Source organism: Nocardia sp. NPDC050378 (assembly GCF_040655675.1).
In the GTDB taxonomy this organism is placed as follows: domain Bacteria; phylum Actinomycetota; class Actinomycetes; order Mycobacteriales; family Mycobacteriaceae; genus Nocardia; species Nocardia coubleae.
On record NZ_JBFAKI010000004.1, the window covers coordinates 103,236 to 122,769 of the forward strand.

The 19,534-nt window shown below is 69.2% G+C and carries 18 protein-coding genes; 7 read left to right on the forward strand and 11 right to left on the reverse strand.

The genetic code is table 11. The features are described from left to right. Positions 1–153: 153 nt before the first annotated feature. From AB0I35_RS10660 to AB0I35_RS10675, 4 genes are all read left to right on the forward strand, one after another. Positions 154–942, forward strand: a complete 789-nt coding sequence (locus AB0I35_RS10660) for a class I SAM-dependent methyltransferase (protein ID WP_357395568.1) — start codon at positions 154–156, stop codon at positions 940–942. Next, positions 939–2,477, forward strand: coding sequence for a glycoside hydrolase family 57 protein (locus AB0I35_RS10665; RefSeq protein WP_357395569.1), 1,539 nt, complete (start codon positions 939–941; stop codon positions 2,475–2,477). Before AB0I35_RS10660 ends, AB0I35_RS10665 begins: the two co-directional genes overlap by 4 nt. Beyond that, positions 2,474–3,727: a glycosyltransferase family 4 protein gene (locus AB0I35_RS10670; RefSeq protein WP_067493171.1), complete on the forward strand. Its 1,254-nt coding sequence runs from the start codon at positions 2,474–2,476 to the stop codon at positions 3,725–3,727. Before AB0I35_RS10665 ends, AB0I35_RS10670 begins: the two co-directional genes overlap by 4 nt. A 201-nt stretch (positions 3,728–3,928) precedes the next feature. Further along, complete coding sequence (locus AB0I35_RS10675) at positions 3,929–5,875, forward strand: TerD family protein (protein ID WP_357395570.1); 1,947 nt, start codon at positions 3,929–3,931, stop codon at positions 5,873–5,875. A gap of 21 nt (positions 5,876–5,896) precedes the next feature. Here AB0I35_RS10675 and AB0I35_RS10680 read toward each other — a convergent pair whose 3' ends face one another. Further along, positions 5,897–7,234, reverse strand: coding sequence for a putative glycoside hydrolase (locus tag AB0I35_RS10680; protein WP_357395572.1), 1,338 nt, complete (start codon positions 7,232–7,234; stop codon positions 5,897–5,899). A gap of 116 nt (positions 7,235–7,350) precedes the next feature. Between AB0I35_RS10680 and AB0I35_RS10685 the strand changes: the two genes are divergently transcribed. After that, complete coding sequence (locus tag AB0I35_RS10685; protein ID WP_357395573.1) at positions 7,351–8,358, forward strand: polysaccharide deacetylase family protein; 1,008 nt, start codon at positions 7,351–7,353, stop codon at positions 8,356–8,358. A gap of 1 nt (position 8,359) precedes the next feature. On the opposite strand, the gene AB0I35_RS10690 is transcribed toward AB0I35_RS10685, so the two are convergent. Further along, positions 8,360–9,652 carry a PQQ-binding-like beta-propeller repeat protein gene (locus AB0I35_RS10690; protein ID WP_357395575.1) on the reverse strand — a complete coding sequence of 431 codons (1,293 nt, stop codon included), beginning with the start codon at positions 9,650–9,652 and terminating at the stop codon, positions 8,360–8,362. A 153-nt stretch (positions 9,653–9,805) separates the two neighbouring features. On the opposite strand from AB0I35_RS10690, the gene AB0I35_RS10695 reads away from it, so the two are divergent. Continuing rightward, complete coding sequence (locus AB0I35_RS10695) at positions 9,806–10,543, forward strand: acyltransferase (protein WP_357395931.1); 738 nt, start codon at positions 9,806–9,808, stop codon at positions 10,541–10,543. A gap of 40 nt (positions 10,544–10,583) precedes the next feature. Continuing rightward, a complete protein-coding gene (locus AB0I35_RS10700) occupies positions 10,584–11,123 on the forward strand; it encodes a DUF1697 domain-containing protein (RefSeq protein WP_357395576.1) in 540 nt (179 codons plus the stop codon). A 44-nt stretch (positions 11,124–11,167) separates the two neighbouring features. On the opposite strand, the gene AB0I35_RS10705 is transcribed toward AB0I35_RS10700, so the two are convergent. The 9 genes from AB0I35_RS10705 to serB all read right to left on the reverse strand — a co-directional run bounded on the left by AB0I35_RS10705 (position 11,168) and on the right by serB (position 19,510). Beyond that, positions 11,168–12,391 carry a class I SAM-dependent methyltransferase gene (locus AB0I35_RS10705; protein ID WP_357395578.1) on the reverse strand — a complete coding sequence of 408 codons (1,224 nt, stop codon included), beginning with the start codon at positions 12,389–12,391 and terminating at the stop codon, positions 11,168–11,170. After that, positions 12,392–13,369, reverse strand: coding sequence for a methyltransferase domain-containing protein (locus AB0I35_RS10710; protein ID WP_357395579.1), 978 nt, complete (start codon positions 13,367–13,369; stop codon positions 12,392–12,394). Between the two features lie 87 nt (positions 13,370–13,456). After that, complete coding sequence (locus AB0I35_RS10715) at positions 13,457–14,233, reverse strand: enoyl-CoA hydratase-related protein (protein ID WP_357395580.1); 777 nt, start codon at positions 14,231–14,233, stop codon at positions 13,457–13,459. Positions 14,234–14,243: 10 nt separating this feature from the next. Continuing rightward, positions 14,244–15,050 carry an NUDIX hydrolase gene (locus AB0I35_RS10720; RefSeq protein ID WP_357395582.1) on the reverse strand — a complete coding sequence of 269 codons (807 nt, stop codon included), beginning with the start codon at positions 15,048–15,050 and terminating at the stop codon, positions 14,244–14,246. Between the two features lie 760 nt (positions 15,051–15,810). Beyond that, complete coding sequence (locus tag AB0I35_RS10725) at positions 15,811–16,647, reverse strand: ABC transporter ATP-binding protein (protein WP_357395583.1); 837 nt, start codon at positions 16,645–16,647, stop codon at positions 15,811–15,813. 18 nt (positions 16,648–16,665) lie between these two features. Then, a complete protein-coding gene (locus AB0I35_RS10730) occupies positions 16,666–16,824 on the reverse strand; it encodes a hypothetical protein (protein WP_357395584.1) in 159 nt (52 codons plus the stop codon). Positions 16,825–16,967: 143 nt separating this feature from the next. Next, entirely contained in the window at positions 16,968–17,741 is a 774-nt protein-coding gene (locus tag AB0I35_RS10735; protein ID WP_357395585.1) for a peptidyl-tRNA hydrolase, read from the reverse strand. A gap of 57 nt (positions 17,742–17,798) precedes the next feature. Then, positions 17,799–18,224 (reverse strand): protease inhibitor I42 family protein, encoded by a 426-nt coding sequence (locus AB0I35_RS10740; RefSeq protein WP_357395586.1) that lies wholly within the window; start codon positions 18,222–18,224, stop codon positions 17,799–17,801. A gap of 56 nt (positions 18,225–18,280) precedes the next feature. Further along, positions 18,281–19,510: a phosphoserine phosphatase SerB gene (gene serB, locus AB0I35_RS10745; protein ID WP_133733910.1), complete on the reverse strand. Its 1,230-nt coding sequence runs from the start codon at positions 19,508–19,510 to the stop codon at positions 18,281–18,283. Positions 19,511–19,534: the final 24 nt, after the last annotated feature.

Consider the following 19,534-nt stretch of genomic DNA (forward strand, 5'->3'; position numbering starts at 1 on the left):
CACGTGAGTGGTGGGCCGCACGAGCTGGGCCGTACGTCCGTGTGGGTGCTCAGAGGGGAACAGTACCCTACGCTAAGTTACCGGTGGGTAACCTACTTGCGCAACAGGTCCCTGGCTCCGGAGCGGACCATCGGTACCAGTAACGTCGAGGCCATGAGCGAGGCTGTGATCCCTGCCGCACCGGTGGACGCAACACATGACCCACTGCCGCTGACCGGTGAGCGGACGGTGCCGGGTATCGCCGAGGAGAACTACTGGTTCCGTCGGCACGAGATCGCCTACGCCCGGCTGCTGGAGCACTGTGCGGGCAAGACCGTGCTCGAGGCGGGTTCAGGCGAAGGCTACGGCGCCGACATGATCGCCGGGGTCGCCCAGCGGGTGATCGGCGTGGACTACGACGAGGGTGCCGTCGCGCACGTACGCGCGCGCTACCCGCGCGTGGAGATGATCCAGGGCAACCTCGCCGACCTCCCACTCGACGACGAATCGGTCGACGTGGTGGTGAACTTCCAGGTCATCGAGCATCTGTGGGACCAGGCGCAGTTCCTGCGCGAATGCCTGCGCGTGCTGCGTCCGGGCGGACGGCTGCTCATCAGCACCCCGAACCGCATCACCTTCTCCCCCGGTCGCGACACCCCGCTCAACCCGTTCCACACGCGCGAACTCAATGCCGCCGAACTCACCGAACTGCTGGTGGAAGCCGGTTTCACGGTGTCGCGGATGCTCGGCGTGCACCACGGCGACGCACTGAAAGCGCTGGACGCCAAGCACGGTGGGTCGTTCATCGACGCCCAGATCGAGCGCGCCCTCGCCAGTGAGCCCTGGCCTGCCGACCTCACCGCCGACGTCGCGGCCGTGACCATCGACGATTTCGACCTGCGTGAAGGCGATATCGATGCCAGCCTGGACCTGGTCGCGATCGCCGAGAAGGCAAGGCATTGACCGACTCTCGCTCCGTGCCGGGCCAGTTCACGCTCGTCCTGCACTCGCATCTGCCCTGGCTGGCCCATCACGGGCGCTGGCCGGTGGGTGAGGAATGGCTGTACCAGTCCTGGGCCGCGTCCTATCTTCCCCTGGTCCGGGTGCTGAAAACCCTTGCCGCCGAAGGCCGTTCACATCTACTGAGCCTGGGGATCACCCCGGTGCTCGCCGCCCAGCTCGACGATCCGCACTGCTCGGCGGGCATGCATCACTGGCTCGGCAACTGGCAGTTGCGCGCCGACGAAGCAGCCATGGCGGGCAATGTGGCGCTCGGCAGGCACGAACACCGGCTCGCCGCAGCGGCTCTCGCCGACTTCGAGCGAGACTGGCGCCACGGCAGCGCGCCGGTCTGGCGTTCGCTGATCGACGCCGACGCCATCGAACTGCTCGGCGGTCCGCTCGCGCACCCCTTCCAGCCGCTGCTCGACCCGCGCCTGCGTCAGTACCAGCTGGCCGAAGGCCTCGCCGACGCGCGGTTGCGCTGGGGCACCACCCCCACCGGAATCTGGGCGCCGGAATGCGGTTACACACCGGGCATGGAACTCGGTTACGACGCCGCCGGTGTGACGCATTTCATGGTCGACGGACCGTCGCTGCGCGGCGACACCAGCCTCGGCAGGCCGGTGCGGGAGGCCGATGTGGTCGCCTTCGGTCGCGATCTGCAGGTGAGTTACCGCGTGTGGTCGCCCAAGCAGGGTTATCCGGGCCAGAGCGCGTATCGCGATTTCCACCACTACGACCATGCGACGGGACTCAAGCCGTCGCGGGTGACCGGCAAAACGGTGGCCGGTCCTGACAAGGCCCCTTACGATCCCGAACTCGCCGCCGAAGCCGTTACCCGCGATGTCGCCGACTTCGTCGACACCGTGCGCGCACGGCTGATCGAGGAGTCCGAACGGATCGGCAGGCCCGCACTCGTGGTCGCCGCGTTCGACACCGAACTGTTCGGCCACTGGTGGCACGAGGGACCGCAGTGGCTCGAGCAGGTGCTGCGCGCGTTGCCCGAGGCCGGGGTCACCGTCGGCACCCTCGCCGATGCCAGGACGAACGGGTTCGTCGGCGAACCCGTGCAGCTCAACGACTCGTCGTGGGGTTCCGGCAAGGACTGGCGGGTGTGGGCAGGCGAGCAGGTGGCCGACCTCGTCGAGCTCAATGCCGACGTGGTTCGGCTGGCACTGGACACCCTCGACAAAGTGCGCCGCGACGATGCGCTGCGCGATCCGGTCGCCGATCAATTGCTGCGTGAAGCGATCCTCACGGTGTCCAGCGACTGGGCGTTCATGGTCAGCAAGGACTCCGCCGCGGGCTACGCGCGCGACCGCGCCCACGAACACGCGCACGCGGTGCGGGAACTCGCGGAGGCGATCGGCGCCGGTCAGTTCGCCAAAGCGACCCGTCTCGCGGCAGGATGGAGCGCGGCCGACGGACTCTTCCCAGGTCTGGACGCACGGCGGTTGCCGACCGCCGTCCCGTCGGCCGCCGAAGGATCGTCATGAAGATTTTGATGGTGTCGTGGGAGTACCCGCCGGTCGTGGTCGGTGGGCTCGGTCGGCATGTGCATCACCTTGCTGTCGAACTGGCCGCGGCCGGGCACGAAGTGGTCGTGCTCGCCCGCAGGCCAACCGGCACCGATTCGCTCACCCACCCGACCCACTCCTATATCGCCGACGGTGTGCTCGTCGTCGCGGTCGCCGAGGACCCGCCGTGCTTCGACTTCGGCGAGGACATGCTCGCCTGGACGCTGGCCATGGGGCACGCGATGGTGCGCGCGGGCGTCGCCCTCGGCAAACCCGGCGTCGGTGACGGCTGGACGCCCGATGTGGTGCACGCCCACGACTGGCTCGTCGCGCACCCGGCGATCGCGCTCGCCGAGTTCTACGACGTGCCGCTCGTGTCGACCATCCACGCCACCGAGGCCGGACGCCACAGCGGCTGGGTGTCGGGGCGGGTGAACCGGCAGGTGCACTCGGTGGAGTGGTGGCTCGCCAACGAATCCGATCAGCTCATCACCTGCTCGACGTCCATGCAGGACGAGGTGGAACGGCTCTACGGACCCGAACTTCCCCCGATCACGGTGATCCGCAACGGCATCGACGTCACGTCGTGGACGTTCCGGCCGCGCGCACCCCGTTCCGGACCGCCCCGGCTGCTGTATGTGGGCAGGCTCGAGTACGAGAAGGGCGTGCAGGACGCGATCGCCGCGCTGCCGCGCATCCGCCGCGCGCACCCGGGGACCACGCTCACCGTCGCCGGTATCGGCACCCAGTTCGACTGGTTGCGGGAACGCGCACGGGTGCACCGGGTGGCGCGCGCGGTGAACTTCGTCGGCAATCTCGGCCACACCGAACTGCTCGGCTGGCTACACGGCGCCGACGCCATCGTCCTGCCCAGCCGCTACGAACCGTTCGGCATCGTCGCCCTGGAGGCGGCCGCCGCCGGTGTACCCCTGATCGCCTCCACCGCGGGCGGACTCGGCGAAGCGGTGATCGACGGCGTCACCGGCGCCTCCTTCGCCCCCGCCGACATCGACGGCTTGGTCGACGCCACCCGCGCCGTCCTCGACGACCCGCTCACCGCCCAGGACCGCGCCTACACCGCCCGCGAACGCCTCACCGCCGACTTCGCCTGGGACGTGGTGGCCGCCGAAACCACCCAGGTCTACACCACGGCCAAACGCCGGGTCCGCACCCCTCTCGGCCGCCCCACCATCCCCGAACGTCCTCTCCCGGAACGGGATCCGAAGTAGACGTCGCTTCGGCACGCACATGACGCCGACCGATTTCTAATGCGTTGAAGTTCTAAACGTGAGCTGTGTAACAGTTCGGGGTTCGCGGGCGACACCCTTCGGCCACCGCTGAATCGCGGTGTGCGGCAAGGGGGTCGGCGGCCGGTCGGCCGTATTCGCCTTGCGGTGATCGTCGTGCCGAGCCTCGAAGGGTGAGCTGCTGTGTCGTCTCCGCTGTTGTCCAAGGGCCAGAACATCGCATTGCCGACGGATGTCGAACGCGTCGACATCGTCATCGGCTGGCCCGAGCCGACTGTCGAACTCGACGCCTCGGCACTCTTACTCGGCGCCGACCGCCGCGTCGCCTCCGATGCCGATTTCGTCTTCTACAACCAGCCCGAATCTCCCGACGGCTCGGTCAGATTCCTCGGAACGAGCGTGACGGACGAAGGCCGGCAGGCCAGGATTTCGATCGACCTCTCCACACTTCCCACCGGCATCCACACCGTCGCGCTGGCGGGTAGCGTCGGCACCGGCACCTTCGGCACACTCGGCAAGCTCGCCCTGCATGTGATCGACGCGGCGGGCCGCTCCCTGGCCGAATACGTGACTGCCGACGCCGACACCGAGTCGGCCTTCGTCTTCGGCGAGGTCTACCGCCGCGAAGGCGCCTGGAAGGTGCGCGCCGTCGGACAGGGCTGGGAATCCGGACTGGCCGGACTGGCAACGGATTTCGGGGTGTCGATCGACGACGGCGAGCCAGCGGCCGAACCGGTTCACGACGCGCCCGCGACCACTGTCACCGAGCCGGCGCCCACCGCCGCGCCCGCCCGCGGTGTACGCACCGCCAAGCGACCGGTGCGCAAGTCGAAGCCGATCGAGTTCCGCCAGGCCGAATCCGACGCCTGGCAGCCCGCCCGGCTGTTCTCTGTCTTCGGCATCGGTGCAGGCGAGGAACAGGAACGGCGTACCACTTCGGCGCTCGTCGCGACGATGCAGGCCGTGCGCCCCTTCGCGCGGGCGGTCTGCGCGAGGATGGGTGCACCGGTCGGTGCCTTCGAGGGTTATATCGAAGTGCAGTACGAGGCAGGCGATTCGACGGTGGTGCCCGATGCCGTGCTGCGGGTGAGCCGGGGCAGCAAGCAGTGGACCGGGTTGCTCGAGGTGAAGACCGGGAACGGCAAGCTCAGGAAAGACCAGCTCGAGAGCTATCTCGATGTCGCGCGACGCCGCAAGTACGACGTCGTGGTCAGCCTGTCCAACGATATCCCGGCCGGTCCGGGCGAACTGCCGGTCCAGGTCGACCGCCGCAAGCTGACGAAGGTCGCCCTGCGGCACCTGTCGTGGGCGGAGGTGGCGCACGAGGCACGCATGTTGCTCTCGCACGGCAGCATCGACGACCCGCTGCAGACCTGGGTTCTCGGCGAGTTCCTGCGCTACCTCGACCATCCCCGTTCCGGCGCGGCGGAATTCGTCGACATGGGCCGGCACTGGGTCGTCGTGCGGGACGCGGTCATGGCGGGCACGTTGCGCGCGGGCGATCAGAAGGCGCTGACCGTCGCCGATACCTGGGTCTCGCTGTGCAGGCATCTCGCGTTGCGGCTCACCGCCGAACTCGGCGTCGAGGTCAAACACATTCTGCCGCGCAAGTTCCATACCGATCCGGCAGCCAGGGCCGCGGCCGTCGCCGAACGATTGGCCTCCGACGGCTGCTTCGAGGCGGTGCTGCGCATCCCCGACACCGTCGGCGATCTCACGGTGGTCGCGGACGTGCGCACCAACAAGGTGCGTTGCCGCATCGCGATGGCCGCTCCCGACGAAGGTACCTCGGCGCGCCGGGTGTCCTGGTTGATCAAGCAGCTCGCCGAGGCACCGGGCCGGGTGCAGGTGGAGGCCGTGTTCTCCGAACGCGGCACCGAGAGCTGCGAACTGCTCGACGTCGTACGGGCGAACCCGAAGTCGCTCATCGAGGGACGAACCGGCTCGATCGTGTCGTTCACACTCGAACAGAGCTTCCCGATGGGCAACCGGCGCGCCGGAACCGCAGCGAGCTTCATCTCGAGCGTCACCTCCGCGACCGACACCTTCTACGGGACGGTGGTTCAGCCGCTGCGCGAATGGGTTCCCGCCGCGCCACGGCAAGCCGATATCGGTCAGGCCGAGGCTTGACCCGACGTCGTCGACCCGCTGTCACGCCGGGTGGATCCCACCTCCGTGATAGCGGGTCGCGGCGTTCCAGAAGAAGAACCCGTCGATACCGGCGGCGCGGGTGGCGTCGATCTGGGCTTTGACTTCGGCGTCGCCGTAACTCACGCCCAGGGAGAAGTCTTGGAGCCAGGGGATGACGCCTGCGTTGGTGCCCTTGGTCTGGGTGATGAAGTCCTGGAGGGAGCGGTAGACGATGTCGTAGGGCTGGGCGTTGGGGTTGGCGACGCCGTATTCGCCGGGGTTCCAGTGGGAGGGGTAGATCATGGGGGCCACGAAGTCGACGTGGCGGGCGATGAGGGGGATGTCCTGGGCGATCTGGTCGGGGCGGGTGGAGGCGATCCCGTAGACGGCGGCGCTCTGGTGGGCGCCCGCGCTGTTCACCGGGTGCCTGCTCTCGGCGAGGAAGGCCGCGATCGCCACCGACGGCGTGTCGGTGAGGCCGGTGAAGGTCATGCTCGTGAGGCTGCCGTCGGGGCGGCGGACGTAGTCGTACATGATGCCGTCGAACCCGAGCCGCGCGCCTTCCACGGCCAGGTCGATGTTGTAGCGGCGCACGTCGGGATGAGCGAAATTGGTGAAGGCGATCGGCCCGTAATGGCTGGAATACGGTTGGCCGGAGGGATTCTGGACCACCCAGTCGTTGCGTCCGCTGTGCCACGCCCACGACGCCAGAGTCGGATCGCGGAACGCGACGATGCGTCCGACCACCTGCACACCCATGTCGTGCAACTGGCGAAGCGCGGCGGGCGCGTCGTAGATCTTCGTGGCGGCACCGGACTCCCGGGCGAGCGGCACCTGCGAGTCGTAACCGACGACGCCGTCCTCGTCCTTGATGTCGAGCTGCACGGTGTCGATGCGTCCCTGACGCGCGAGGTCGAGGACCGATTCACGCAGCCCGTCGTGCGACCAGGCGTGCGCGGTGACGTGCACGGCCCGCATCCTCGGCAGGGTCCGCGCGGTGACGACGGTGCTGCTGGCCGCGTTGCCCGCGTCGTCGGCCGCGACCACTTCGAAGGCGGGCGCCCACGGCACCGCGAACTCGAACGACCCGTCTTCGGCGGGTGTCACCGATTCCGCGCCGATGGACACCCGAACGGCGTCGATGGCGGTGCCGCGCACCACCACCGGTGACCGGTACGACGTCACCGGTTCGGCGGGGTTCACGGTCAGTGTCGGTGGCGTGGTGTCGGCGAGCGGCACCACGGCCGATCTGCTCAAAGCGAATCCGGCCACGAGCGCGACCGCGACGATCGCCAGACCGACTCCGACGACGGTGCTCGTCCACCGCCACCGGACGGCCGAACGGAATGAGAACCCCAACGCCAACACCGCCTTCCAATACTGTTGACACGCCAACTATTTCGCGGTTCCGACACGGATGTGGCGGGTATCGGTAGATCAACTGTAAACCGTGGCCACCGCGTAATATCGCATTGATGACAGGTGGTTCTCCTGCTCTTTTGCGACTGCTGCCGATCCTCGCGCTGACCACCGCCCTCGCGGCGTGCACGGACACGAGCACCGAGGCGGCCTCGGTCGACCCACCCGCCGCCCACAGCACCACGACGGCACCCCCGAACCCGGCCGAAGTCGGCGCCAACGAGCTCGGTCTCGTCCCGGTGTTGATGTATCACCAGATTTCTGCGAACCCGGCGGGCGAATACGACCAGACCCCAGCCGAATTCCGCGACGAACTCGAACGCCTCTACCGCGAGGGCTACCGCCCGGTGACCGCCGCCGACTACGTGGCCGGGCGCCTCGACCTCCCCGCGGGTACCCACCCGGTGGTCCTCACCTTCGACGATTCGACCACCAGCCAGCTCGCCTTCACCGACTCCGGCGCCGTCGCCCCCGACAGCGCCGCGGGCATCCTCGCCGAATTCGGCGCCCGCTACCCCGATTTCCGGCCGGTCGCCACCTTCTACGTGAACAACGAACCGTTCCAGGGCGATCCGCGCGCCCTGCCCTGGCTGGCGGCCAACGGCCACGAGATCGGCGCCCACACGGCCACGCACCCGAACCTGTCGACGCTGGACGACAACAGCGTGCAACGCGAGTTCGCCGAGAACGTGCGCGCGGTGACGGCCGCCGCGCCCGGCGCCACCGTGCGGACGATGGCGCTACCCCTCGGCATCCACCCCGACAACCGAGCCCTGACCACCGCAGGCAGCTGGGACGGCACCGCCTACACCTTCGACGCCGTGATGCTCGTCGGCTCGAACCCGGCCCCGGCGCCCTACGCCGGGCTCGATCCGGCCGGTGTGCCACGCATCCGTTCCGGCCGCGGTGCGGTGCCCTTCGACTCGGCCCATTGGCTCGATCATCTCGCCGCCCACCCCGACCAGCGCTACACCGCCGACGGCGACCCCACGCGCGTCTCGTTCCCCCACGCCCTCGCCGGCGAGCTGAACCCCCGCTTCACCGCGCAGGCGAACCCGTACTGAGCTACGCGTCCGGGGTGAAGGTGAAGATCTCGCCGAGACGGGTGGCGACGACGACCTGACCCTCGGGCCCGATCGACGTGCCGGTGGTGGTGCCGGTGGCGTTCGGCAGCGGATCGGAGTCGATCGTGGTGCCGGTGGCGGTGTCGAAGGTGATCAGGTTCAGGCCCGCGCCGATGGCGGCGACCGTGTAGCCGATCTCGCCCGAGGTCAGGGCGGGGGTGCCGCGCTGGGCCAGGTCCTTGCGTTCCCAGGCGCGGTCGGCGCGGTCGCCGTGATCGCGGATGGCGGCCAGGTAGCCGTCGTCGCCGGACGGGAGGATCAGGTCGTCGACCAGGGCGATGCGGCCGCGCGGGGTCCAGCCGAGCGCGTGGGTCCAGCGGGTGCTGCCGTCCTCGGTGTTCACCGCGATCAGGCGGCCGCTGTTGTCGCCGACGTACACGGTGGCGCCGTCGGCCGACAGGGCCGGGCTGGTCGCGCTGCCGTCGGTGAGCATGTCGGCGCTCCACAGCTGCGTCACGGTGCCGTCGGCGTAGGACATCGCCCGCAGCGACGCCATCGGCTTGCCCGGTTCCCAGACGGTGACGAAGAAGCGGCCGGTCTCGGGGTCGACGGCGGTGGTGTTGGCGACCGCGCAGCGCGGGCCGCCGACCTGGCAGTCGTCGAGGCCGTCGCCGGAGGCGGGGCGGGTCAGGCCCGGGTACTTCAGGAAGTCGGGTTCGCCGAGCAGCTGCAAGGTCGGTACCTCACGTTCGCCGGTCTGGCGGCTGAGCACGTCGACCTGGCCGGACTGGGTCACCGTGAGCACGCGGCCGTCACCGGTGAACTGGATGGCCACCGGCACCCCGGCGACGGGGGTGCGCCAGCGCGGCTGACCGAGGTAGTTGAACGAATTCACCGCGCCGTCGTCGCCGACGTAGACGTTGTTGATGCCGTCGACCACAGTGGGCGCCTCGATCGTCGACGGGCCGAGCGGGTTGCAGAACCGTTTGCGGCCGGTCTGCATCTGATAGGAGAACACCGCGCAGTTGCCGGTGCTGGTGGTGACGAACAGCTGACCCTCGCCGCCGATCGTCACGGGCTGGGCGATCGGTCCACCCACCGGTCGCGACCAGCTCAGCGTCATCGCCGACGCACCGCTCACCGGGCTCGCGGCGCTGTTGCGGCCGTCGTGATGGGCTGCGGGCCAACCCTTTCCGGAGCCGACGGTGATGTCGTCCACATCGGTGCCGCAACCGGCCAGCGCCACCACACCGGCGGCAGCGAGCGAGGCGGCGACGCGAGTCCGAGTTCGCACCTGCTGATCTCCTGGGTAATCGGGCCGAGGATCGGGGTATGGCACGGTAAGTGTGCCCTGCGAAAGTACTCTGTGTACCCGATGACCGAATTCCCGGGGCTCACCCGGTGGACGCCGTCGAGGTCGGAAGAGGGAGAGTAGTTCGTGACGAGCATGTGGGGCGCGCCGCTGAGCGCGCGCTGGCGTGGATCACGCCGCCGCGATCCGCAGCAGGCGCGTTTTCTGACCAGGGATTCGTTGCGCTGGGTGCTCGCCAATCGCGCCTACACCCCCTGGTACCTCGTGCGTTACTACCGCCTGTTCAAATTCCGGCTCACCAATCCGCACATCGTGCTGCGCGGAATGGTGTTCCTCGGCCGCAACGTGGAAATCCACGCCACCCCCGAATTGGCGCGCATGGAAATCGGGCGCTGGGTGCATATCGGCGACGGCAACGCCATCCGCTGCCACGAGGGTTCGCTGCGGATCGGCGACAAGGTGGTGTTCGGCAAGGACAACGTGGTCAACACCTACCTCGACATCGAGATCGGTGAGTCGACGCTGGTCGCCGACTGGTGCTATATCTGCGACTTCGACCACAAGATGGACGACATCACGCTGCCCATCAAGGACCAGGGCATCGTGAAGAGCCCCGTGCGGATCGGCCCCGACACCTGGATCGCCGCGAAGGTGACCGTCCTGCGCGACACCCGGGTGGGCCGCGGCTGCGTGCTCGGCGCGCACGCGGTGGTGCGCGGCGACGTTCCCGACTACAGCATCGCCGTCGGCGCACCCGCCAAGGTCGTCAAGAACCGCAAGGTGGCCTGGGACGCCGGCGCCGCCGAGCGCGAGGCCTACCTGGCGGCACTGGCCGATATCGAACGCAAGAAGAACGCCGCGGCACAGGCCTGAACGCGCGCGTCTGTCGGTGGGGCTCGGTACGGTTCGCGACGTGGACAGTTATGCGGCGCTGCTGCGCGGGATCATGCCGACCAATCCGAACATGCGCAACGACAAGTTGCGCGGGGTGTTCGAAGGGCTCGGATTCGAGCAGGTCGCGACGGTGCTGAGCAGCGGCAACGTGGTGTTCCGCACCGACGGCGCCCGCGACCATCTCGAAGACCGCATCCAGCAGGCGCTCGCGACCGAACTCGGCATCCCCGGCGGCACCATCGTGCGCAGCCACCCCGAACTGCGTGCGCTGCTCGATCGCGACCCGTTCGAGGGCCTCACCCACGAACGCGGTTCCTATCTCACAGTCACCTTCTTCAAACACACCATGCGCGAAGCCGATACGTCCGCCTTCACCGACGACCCGCTCACCCGCGTCATCGGCTACGACCCCGCCGCGCGCGCGTTCCTCACCGTGATCGACAACAGCACCGGCAAGACACCCGATTTCATGGCCCGGCTGGAGAAGACCTACGGCAAGGACATCACCACCCGCACCTGGCTCACGGTGCAGCGCGTGGTGAAGAAGATGGAGGCCTGACTCGGCCGACCGCACCCTTGCGCGCCACGTAGCGGTGCGGTGTGTCAGGAAACCTGAGCGGCCTGTGCGGTGCAGAGGAAAACTGTGGCGTTACGGCCTATTCGTGTGACGACCAAGGTGAAGGGGAGGGCGCCGCGTAGTTTGAGCTTTTTGCGCAAGGCATCCGGGTCGATATCGACGCCTCGGACCAGGATCTCGAGAGAACCACAGTCGCGGCGGGCCAGTTCCTGACGGAGGGTTTTCTCGCGCAGATCGAAGCGGTCTTCGATGTGGAAGCCGCGCATGCCGAAAGGCACGGTGTCACCGGTGAGGTAGGCGATATGGGGATCGAGTTGCCAGAGACCGTGTTCGGCGGCGTAGTGACGAACCAGGCCGGCGCGAACGACGGCTCCATCGGGGTCGATGATCCACTCGCCGGGCGCGCGTTCGGGGATGTCGTCGGGGTCCGCGTCCGTGAGAGTTGTTGCGCCACCACGAGAATCGAGGACAGTGGCGCGACGGGTGATGCCGGGTTCGGTGAGGCCGGGCGACCAGAGACACGCTTCGCGAACAGCACCGTCGAGGGAGACGACCTCGATCTCCCCGTCCCATCCGAGCCGGTCGAAATCCAGGCCCGGCGCGGACTTCACGGCGATGTCACGACCCACGTAGGCGGCGAGCAGATCGGGCAGCGGGGGCTGGAGTTTGGCCGGATCATAGGTGCGGCGCCCGTCGGCCCGGCGGGCCGGATCAGCGATGATCACGGTGTCGCGGGTGGTCGGAACGAGGGCATCCGCCTTGGCCAGCACGATGTTTCGGCCACCGACCGGCACGGTCGCTCCAGGTCCCGGCGCCGTCAGTGGGGCAACCCCTAGATTGTGGGCGGCCATCGACAGCCGCACGTCGTCGAGATCGCTGCCGATCACCGCCGGGCACACCGCCGCCAGCTCGGCCGGCTCCGCACCGATCGAGCACGTCACGTCGTGGACGGCACGACCGGCCAACCGCGCGGCCCGATGCCGGGCGACCAGCGCGGGGGTGGCTTGTTGCAGGGCGTCATCGGTGAACAGCCACTCCCCCGCCGCGGGCAGCTTCGCCAGCGCCTTGCGCCGCAACCGCACGGTCTCGATCAAGGCGGCACCGTGCTCGGGAAACGCGCGACGCACCTGCTCGATATCGCGCAGGTGCGTCGCCGCCGTCAGCTCCAGCCGGGCGACCTCGGCGAGCGCGGCACGTCCCGCCGCGCTGCCGAGGAAGGCGACATCGTCGCGGCCGAAGCGGTATCCCACCTACTTCTGCGCCGCGCCCGGCTTCACGCCGGTGATCATCGCGTTGTAGAAGAACTCGCGCGGAACCACCTTGCGCAGCACGTTCTCGTCGAGCCAGCTCAGGCCCAGCCAGGCACGGTACTGGGCCATGCGGTATCCGACGGTCAGCTTCTCGTCCGGGACGGCCGCCTCGAAGGTGCGCACCGGCCAGCCCCACAGGGCGGCGGCGAATTCCTCGGTGGTGGCCTTCACGTCGACGGCGCCGGCCGACTTCGCCATCTTCTCCAGGTCGCTGGGGTCGAAGGTGTGCAGGTCGACGACGGCCTCGAGCGCGGCGGCGCGCGACGACTCGTCCAGCTCGGTCTGCGGACGACGCCACCCGGACAGGAACGGCAGCTTGGTGATCTCGGTGGTCACCTTCCAGGTCATCTGACCGAGCTTGCGGGCGTAGAAGTTGCCCACGGTGGTCGGTTCACCGGCGAACACGAAACGTCCGCCCGGCTTGAGCACGCGCAGGCATTCCTTCAGCGCCAGCTCCACATCCGGGATGTGGTGCAGCACGGCGTGCCCGCACACCAGGTCGAAGGTGTCGTCCTCGTAGGGGATGGTCTCGGCGTCGGCGACGCGGCCGTCCACGTCGAGGCCGAGGTGCTCGGCGTTGCGTAGCGCCACCTTCACCATGCCCGGCGAGAGGTCGGTGACCGAACCGGTCTTGGCCACCCCACCCTGCATCAGGTTGAGCAGGAAGAACCCCGTGCCACAACCGAGTTCGAGCGCCCGCTCGTACGGCAGCGGGGCGGGGCCGACCGCCAGGTCGAACCGGCCGCGGGCATAGTCGATACAGCGCTCGTCGTAGGAGATCGACCACTTGTCGTCGTAGGTCTCGGCTTCCCAGTCGTGGTACAGAACCTGGGCGAGCTTGGTGTCCTTCAGCGCTGCTTCGACCTCGGCCTCGGTGGCGTGCGGGTTCGGCGCCGGATCATCGGGGTGAACCGTCATAACACGCAAGAGTAATAGGAGACCGGCGGCACGCAATCGCCGGTCTTGTTTCGCGTCATTCCTGCTGGTCGACTGACCGGTCCGAAGTCAGCGTCCGGTGAAAACGGCGCTGTTCGGGCCGTCGGCGGCGAAGGATCGGGTGCCGGTTCGGGTGTCGTCGGTGTCGAAGAGGGCGGACCACTCGGTGACGGCCGTGGAGTGGGCGTGGGGGCCTGCTTCGAAGACGGCTTTGGCGGCGGCGAGGGCGCGGGGGGCGGCCGTGACGAACTGGTCTGCCCAGCGGCGGGCGGCGGTGAGCACGTCGTCCGGGGGGACCACTTCGTCGACCAGGCCCAATGTCGCGGCTTCCTCGGCGTCGACGAAACGGCCGGTGTAGACGAGGTCCTTGGCGCGGCTCTGGCCGATCAGCAGCGAGAGCCTGCGGATGCCGGACAGGGGGATCAGGCCCGCCTTGATCTGGGGGAAACCGAGCTTCACGTTGTCGCCGACGACGCGGTGGTCGGCGCCGAGCGCCAGTTCGAGGCCGGCACCGAGGCAATAGCCTGCGATGGCGGCCACGGTCGGTTGCGGCACGCGGGTGAGGCAGCCGAGGGCGGCCTGCAGGTCGGCGGCCATGGCGGCGGCTTGGCCGGAGTCGAGCTCGGCGAGTTCGCGCATCTCGTCGCCCGCGCTGAACACCCGCTCGTCGCCGTAGACGATCAGGGCGGCCACCCCCGGATGGTCGGCGACCGTGCGCGCGGCCGCCGCGACCTCGCGGGCCAGCTGGGCGTCGACGAGGTTCAGCGGCGGACGATCGATGCGCAGCAGCGCGACGCCGCGAGCGGAGGGCTCGGCGGGCAGCTCGAGGGTGACGAATTCGGCCATGGCGCCAAACCTACCGGCCGCGCAGCGCGTCCACGTCCGGGAGCTGGTCGAAATACCGTTCGTTGTCGGGAAAGTCCGACAGCGGGCGGCCGTCGGCGCCCGGCGAGTACCTCGGCATGATCGGCGCGATCGGCCGCTGGGCGGCCAGCACCGCCGTGGTGTCGGCGAACTCGCACAGGGCGTCGAGTTGCGACCAGGTGGGCGGCATCAGCACGTGCTCGCCCGCACGCCAGCTCTCGAGCGCCTCGACCGGTGTCTGCCAGCGCACGTGCGCGGCCTCGGAGGTGGCACCGTCGGCGATCTGTCCTTCGGGGAGCACCGCGACGAAGAAGCGGGTGTCGTAGCGACGCGGTTCGGCTTCGGGGGTGATCCAGTTCGACCACGGGCGAAGCAGGTCGGCGCGCAGCACCAGACCCTCGGCGGTGAGGAACTGCGCCAGCGACAGCTCGCGGCGCTCGAGCTTGCCACGCGCCTCGTGGTAGACCGTCGAGTCACCGACGACGGTGTCGGCGGTCGGGCCCGCCAGCAGCACACCGCATTCCTCGAAGGTCTCGCGCACCGCGGCGGCGACCAGGGCCTGAGCCGACTGCTCGTCGGTGCCGAAACGCTGCGCCCACCAGGCGGGTTCCGGCCCGGTCCAGGCGATGTCGGCGGTGCCGTCGGCCGGGTCCACCCCGCCGCCCGGGAACACCGTGACCCCCGCCGCGAACGCCATCCCGCTCACCCGCTGCTGCAGGAAAACCTCGATGCCACGCGCACCGTCGCGCACCAGCATCACCGTCGACGCATCCCGCGCCCGCACGACGGACTCGCTCATCACCGTTCCTCTCCACGACCAGCACCGTTGCCGATCGACACGCGAACGGACCCCGACCCCACCGAACGGCCGATTCCCGATCCTTACGCACCCTAACCGTTGCTTGGTCCGCAATGCGACCGGTCGGCCCACCCACCGGTCCACCCCGAGCAACCGACACGACGCCACCCTCACCACCGGGTCCGCCCCCAACAACAGCCCAAACCCGCCCCCCCTGGTGCGCCACCTACCAGGCTCCTCAGCCCCCGGCACCACTCGAGTCCGCCACCCACCGGTCTCCCACAGCCCGCCCGACGCCACTCGAGTTCGCCGCTACCTGGCTCCCGGCCCACAAAACACCACTCGAGCCCACCACCCACGGGTCTCCCGCCGCCCGCCCGGCACTACCCGAGTCCGCCACCCACCGGGCTCACAGCCCACAAGTCACCACCCGAGTCCGCCACCCACCGGGCTCACAGCTCACAAGTCACCACCCGAGTCCGCCGCCTGCCGCACTCCCAGCCCAAGCGGCACCACTTAAGTCCGCCATGACCGCCCTCCCAGCCCCGCACGACCCGACCTCGAGGAGGGTCCGCCGCGAAGCGGCGCAGCGGCCCGGCCGCGCGAACAGCGCTCGAAGCGCATGCGCCGCAGGCGCGAGTCTCGAGCGCTGATCGCGCGGCCCTCCAGGGGCCGCGCTCGAGCGCGCCAGCGCTCCAAAAACACAGCCAGTACTCCCCTGGGCGCAATTCGAAAAGAGCCGGGCACGCTACCCAACCCATCAGTTCCGCCGACGATGCCCACCCGATCGACGCGCACGCCGCGCGAACCACCGCCCGTCGACCCGGTCCAACGCGATCGACTGACTGAACGCCTTACTCAGGTTGTCCGCGGTGAGCACGTCCTCGAGCAGCCCCTGACCGACCACCTCACCCTCCTTGAGAAGCAGAGCGTGGGTGAAGCCAGGCGGGATCTCCTCGACGTGGTGCGTCACCAGGACCATGGCAGGCGCGTCGGGATCGGCGGCCAGATCGCCGAGGCGTTCGACGAGTTCCTCACGCCCCCCGAGGTCGAGGCCCGCGGCCGGTTCGTCGAGCAGGAGCAGTTCCGGATCGGTCATCAGGGCACGGGCGATGAGCACCCGCTTGCGTTCACCCTCGGAGAGGGTGCCGTAGGTGCGGTCGGAAAGATGTTCGGCGCCAAGGGTTTCCAGCATGTCGACGGCGCGTTCGGTGTCGATGTCGTCGTAGCGCTCGCGCCAGCGGCCGAGCACGGCGTACCCGGCCGACACCACCAGGTCGCTGACCTTCTCGTCGACGGGGATGCGGCTGGCCACCGCCGCCGAGGACAGGCCGATGCGTGGGCGTAATTCGGTGACGTCGACGCGACCGAGGGTCTCGCCCAACAGGTTCGCCGCCCCGGAGGTCGGATGGACCTCGGCGGCAGCCATTCTCAGCAGTGAGGTCTTACCGGCACCGTTGGGGCCGAGGACCACCCAGCGTTCGTCGAGTTCGACCTGCCAGGTGACCGGGCCGACGAGCGTTCGGCCCGAGCGGCGGATGGTGACGTCGGAGAAGTCGATGAGCAGATCTGGATCGGGTTGCGACACGCGCTCCATCTTGGCCCACGGGAGCCCTCAGCGGAACGACCGGCCCGGGTGGGATTCGTCGGTTCGGTGCCTTGCCGCTTCGCGCGACGCGCCGAGGTCGCCGCGCAGCATCCGGGCGGCGAGGAACGACACCGGCACCGCGAGTGCGACCCAGACGATCAGGATCACGGCGATTGTCGTCATCATGGCGGAACCTCCGTGTGTCTCTCGCTGCGGACGGGTATCCGATAGGTCTTACCCACACAATGCCGCCGGTACACCCGAACATCGCGACGACGCGCGCGAACCGCAACGACAGCCGTCCGATCGGCTCGCGCGTGTCGGCCGTCTCACGGCACGGCGATCACCGTCATCGAGCCCGGGGCCACCTCGGTGAAGCCCGCGTCACGCACGGCGACAGCTCGTCCCGCCGATACCCGCGCGACGAGCTCGGACCACTGCCGCGGGTCGGCATCGCGTACCGCGCAACGGAATTCGCGTTCGGCCCAGGCGGCGGCCGCGTCGACCGGCATGGCGCCGGCCAGCAGCATGCTCGCGTGTCCCACCTGCGCGGCCGCCTTGCCCACCGACATCCGCAGCGCGCTGTTCACCCACAGCACGGGCAGGTCGGGGTCGGGTGGGCCCGGTTCGTCGTGTTCGAGGTCGGTTCCGCCGATCTGGAGTTTGCGGATGCGCGGGTCGACCGCGCCGACCGGGCCGGGGACGAAGGCCCGCGCCTGCGCACCGTCGATGTCGACGGTCACGCCGTCGACATCGTTGGCCGCCACCCATTGCGCACCGCGCGCCCGGCGGGCCACCTTCCTGATCCGCGAGCGCTTCCACGCCAGGTACCGGGCCTCCCATTCGCCGCCCGGCCCGGAACGCGGGTCGAGACACACCGCGACCGCGGCGGCGGCCGCGGCGGCCAGTAGCGCACTGCGCGCGGGTGGTTCGGCTTTGGGGATGTGCAGCACCATCGGCATCGCCTGCACCATGGCCGGGTCGTCGGGATCGCCGCTGCCGCCGTACCCCTGCGCCAATTCGGCGTGCCGCACAGCGAATTCGGCCGCTTCGTCGCGGACCTCCACCTCGGTATCCCCACCGCTCAGTTCCGCGCTACCCACACCACACCCGCTTCGATCGACACCACACGTGCGAACCAGCGTAGCGAGCCGGGCGCGCTAGGAGACCTCGACCGTCACCAGGAAGGTGCCCTCCGGCCGGACCGGCGGCTCCTCGAGCTGCCCGTAGGTGAACTCGACCGTCGTCGTCCCCTTGGCGACCGCGCGCAACGGCCACACCGTCGCCCGGCCCTCGGCCAGGGGTTCCTCGGCGACCAGGATGCCCTCGTCGAGATTCACCGGCTCCCATTCCTGATCCGAGTCGGTGGTCTGGGGCAACCGCACCCGCAGTTCCTGACCCACCTCGAGGGTCACCGTGCGACCGGCGGCCGACTGGTCGACGGTGACCGCGGGTTTCGCGACCGCCGGAGCGGTGCTCGGCAGGGTGAGCGTCGTCGATCCGATGCTGTCCGGGATCGGTTCGTCGTCACCGCAGCCGGCGAGCAGACCGGCCACGGCGAGCGGGACGAGCAGGAATTTGCGCACGGACTCTCCCAACGCCGAAGTTCTTTCTGCGCTGGGATTACCCGCCGTGCCCGGAACTAACGGCCGAGCAGCGGAACTCGACGGACCCCGCCGTCGCGGGCGTCGGCTGCCTCCACCTCGTCACGCGTCACACCGAGGATGAACAGCACCGCGTCCAGGTACGGGTGCGACAGCGCCGTATCGGCCACCTCGCGCAGCGCGGGCTTGGCGTTGAACGCCACGCCCAGCCCGGCCGCGTTGAGCATGTCGATGTCGTTGGCGCCGTCGCCGACGGCGACGGTCTGCTCCATCGGCACGCCCGCGTCGGCGGCGAACTTGCGCAGCGCGGTCGCCTTGAACGCGCGGTCGACGATCTCGCCGGTGACCCGCCCGGTGAGTTTGCCGTCGATGATCTCGAGGGTGTTGGCCTGTACGAAGTCGAGTTCCAGCTCGTGCGCGAGCGGCTCGATGACCTGCCGGAACCCGCCGGAGACCACGCCACAGCGGAACCCGAGCCTGCGCAGCGTGCGGATGGTGGTGCGCGCGCCCGGGGTGAGTTCGATGCGGTCGGCGACCTCCTCGATCACCGATTCGTCGAGCCCCTCGAGGGTGGCCACGCGCTGACGCAGCGACTCGGCGAAGTCGAGTTCACCGCGCATCGCGGCCTCGGTGACCTCGCGAACCTGCTCCTCGACGCCCGCGTGCGCGGCGAGCATCTCGATGACCTCGCCCTGGATGAGGGTGGAGTCCACGTCGAACACGATGAGCCGCTTGGCGCGCCGCGCCAGGCCCGCGCGTTCCACGGCGATGTCGACCTGTTCGGCGACGGCCACATCGGCCAGCGCCGTGCGCAGTCGCGCATCGGTGTCGGCACCGGAGTCGGCCGCCGACACCATGAGCTCCATGCCGGTCACCGGGTAGTCGGCGATGCCGCGGATGGTGTCGATATTGGCGCCGAGCCCGGCGAGCAGCCGCGAGATCGCGCTGAAGGCGTGCGCGGTGACCGGCGAGCCGAGCACGACGACGGCGTGGGTCGACATCGGCGGCTTGCCGATCTGCGCGTCGACCGACACGTCGACCTGCATGCCGACGGTGTTCATCGCCTCTTCGAGCTCGTCCTGCAGCGCCTCGGGGTCGTTCGGGCACGAGACCAGCACGCCGAGGGTGAGTCGGCCCCGGATGACCACCTGCTCCACGTCGAGCAGGCTCACCTGATGCCGCGACAGCGCCGCCAGCAGCACCGAGGTGACGCCGGGTCGGTCGGGGCCGGTGACGGTCACGAGAACTGTGGTGTCGGCCAAGTCGATCTGCTCCGTTCGTTTACCCACAAA

What these genes read in the sequence shown, in the direction of transcription:
- AB0I35_RS10725 (WP_357395583.1), bottom strand. Translation starts at nt 16,647, where the DNA reads ATGGAGCGCGTGTCGCAACCCGATCCAGATCTGCTCATCGACTTCTCC.
- AB0I35_RS10730 (WP_357395584.1), bottom strand. Translation starts at nt 16,824, where the DNA reads ATGATGACGACAATCGCCGTGATCCTGATCGTCTGGGTCGCACTCGCG.
- AB0I35_RS10670 (WP_067493171.1), top strand. Translation starts at nt 2,474, where the DNA reads ATGAAGATTTTGATGGTGTCGTGGGAGTACCCGCCGGTCGTGGTCGGT.
- AB0I35_RS10695 (WP_357395931.1), top strand. Translation starts at nt 9,806, where the DNA reads ATGTGGGGCGCGCCGCTGAGCGCGCGCTGGCGTGGATCACGCCGCCGC.
- AB0I35_RS10685 (WP_357395573.1), top strand. Translation starts at nt 7,351, where the DNA reads ATGACAGGTGGTTCTCCTGCTCTTTTGCGACTGCTGCCGATCCTCGCG.
- AB0I35_RS10715 (WP_357395580.1), bottom strand. Translation starts at nt 14,233, where the DNA reads ATGGCCGAATTCGTCACCCTCGAGCTGCCCGCCGAGCCCTCCGCTCGC.
- AB0I35_RS10720 (WP_357395582.1), bottom strand. Translation starts at nt 15,050, where the DNA reads ATGAGCGAGTCCGTCGTGCGGGCGCGGGATGCGTCGACGGTGATGCTG.
- AB0I35_RS10660 (WP_357395568.1), top strand. Translation starts at nt 154, where the DNA reads ATGAGCGAGGCTGTGATCCCTGCCGCACCGGTGGACGCAACACATGAC.
- AB0I35_RS10710 (WP_357395579.1), bottom strand. Translation starts at nt 13,369, where the DNA reads ATGACGGTTCACCCCGATGATCCGGCGCCGAACCCGCACGCCACCGAG.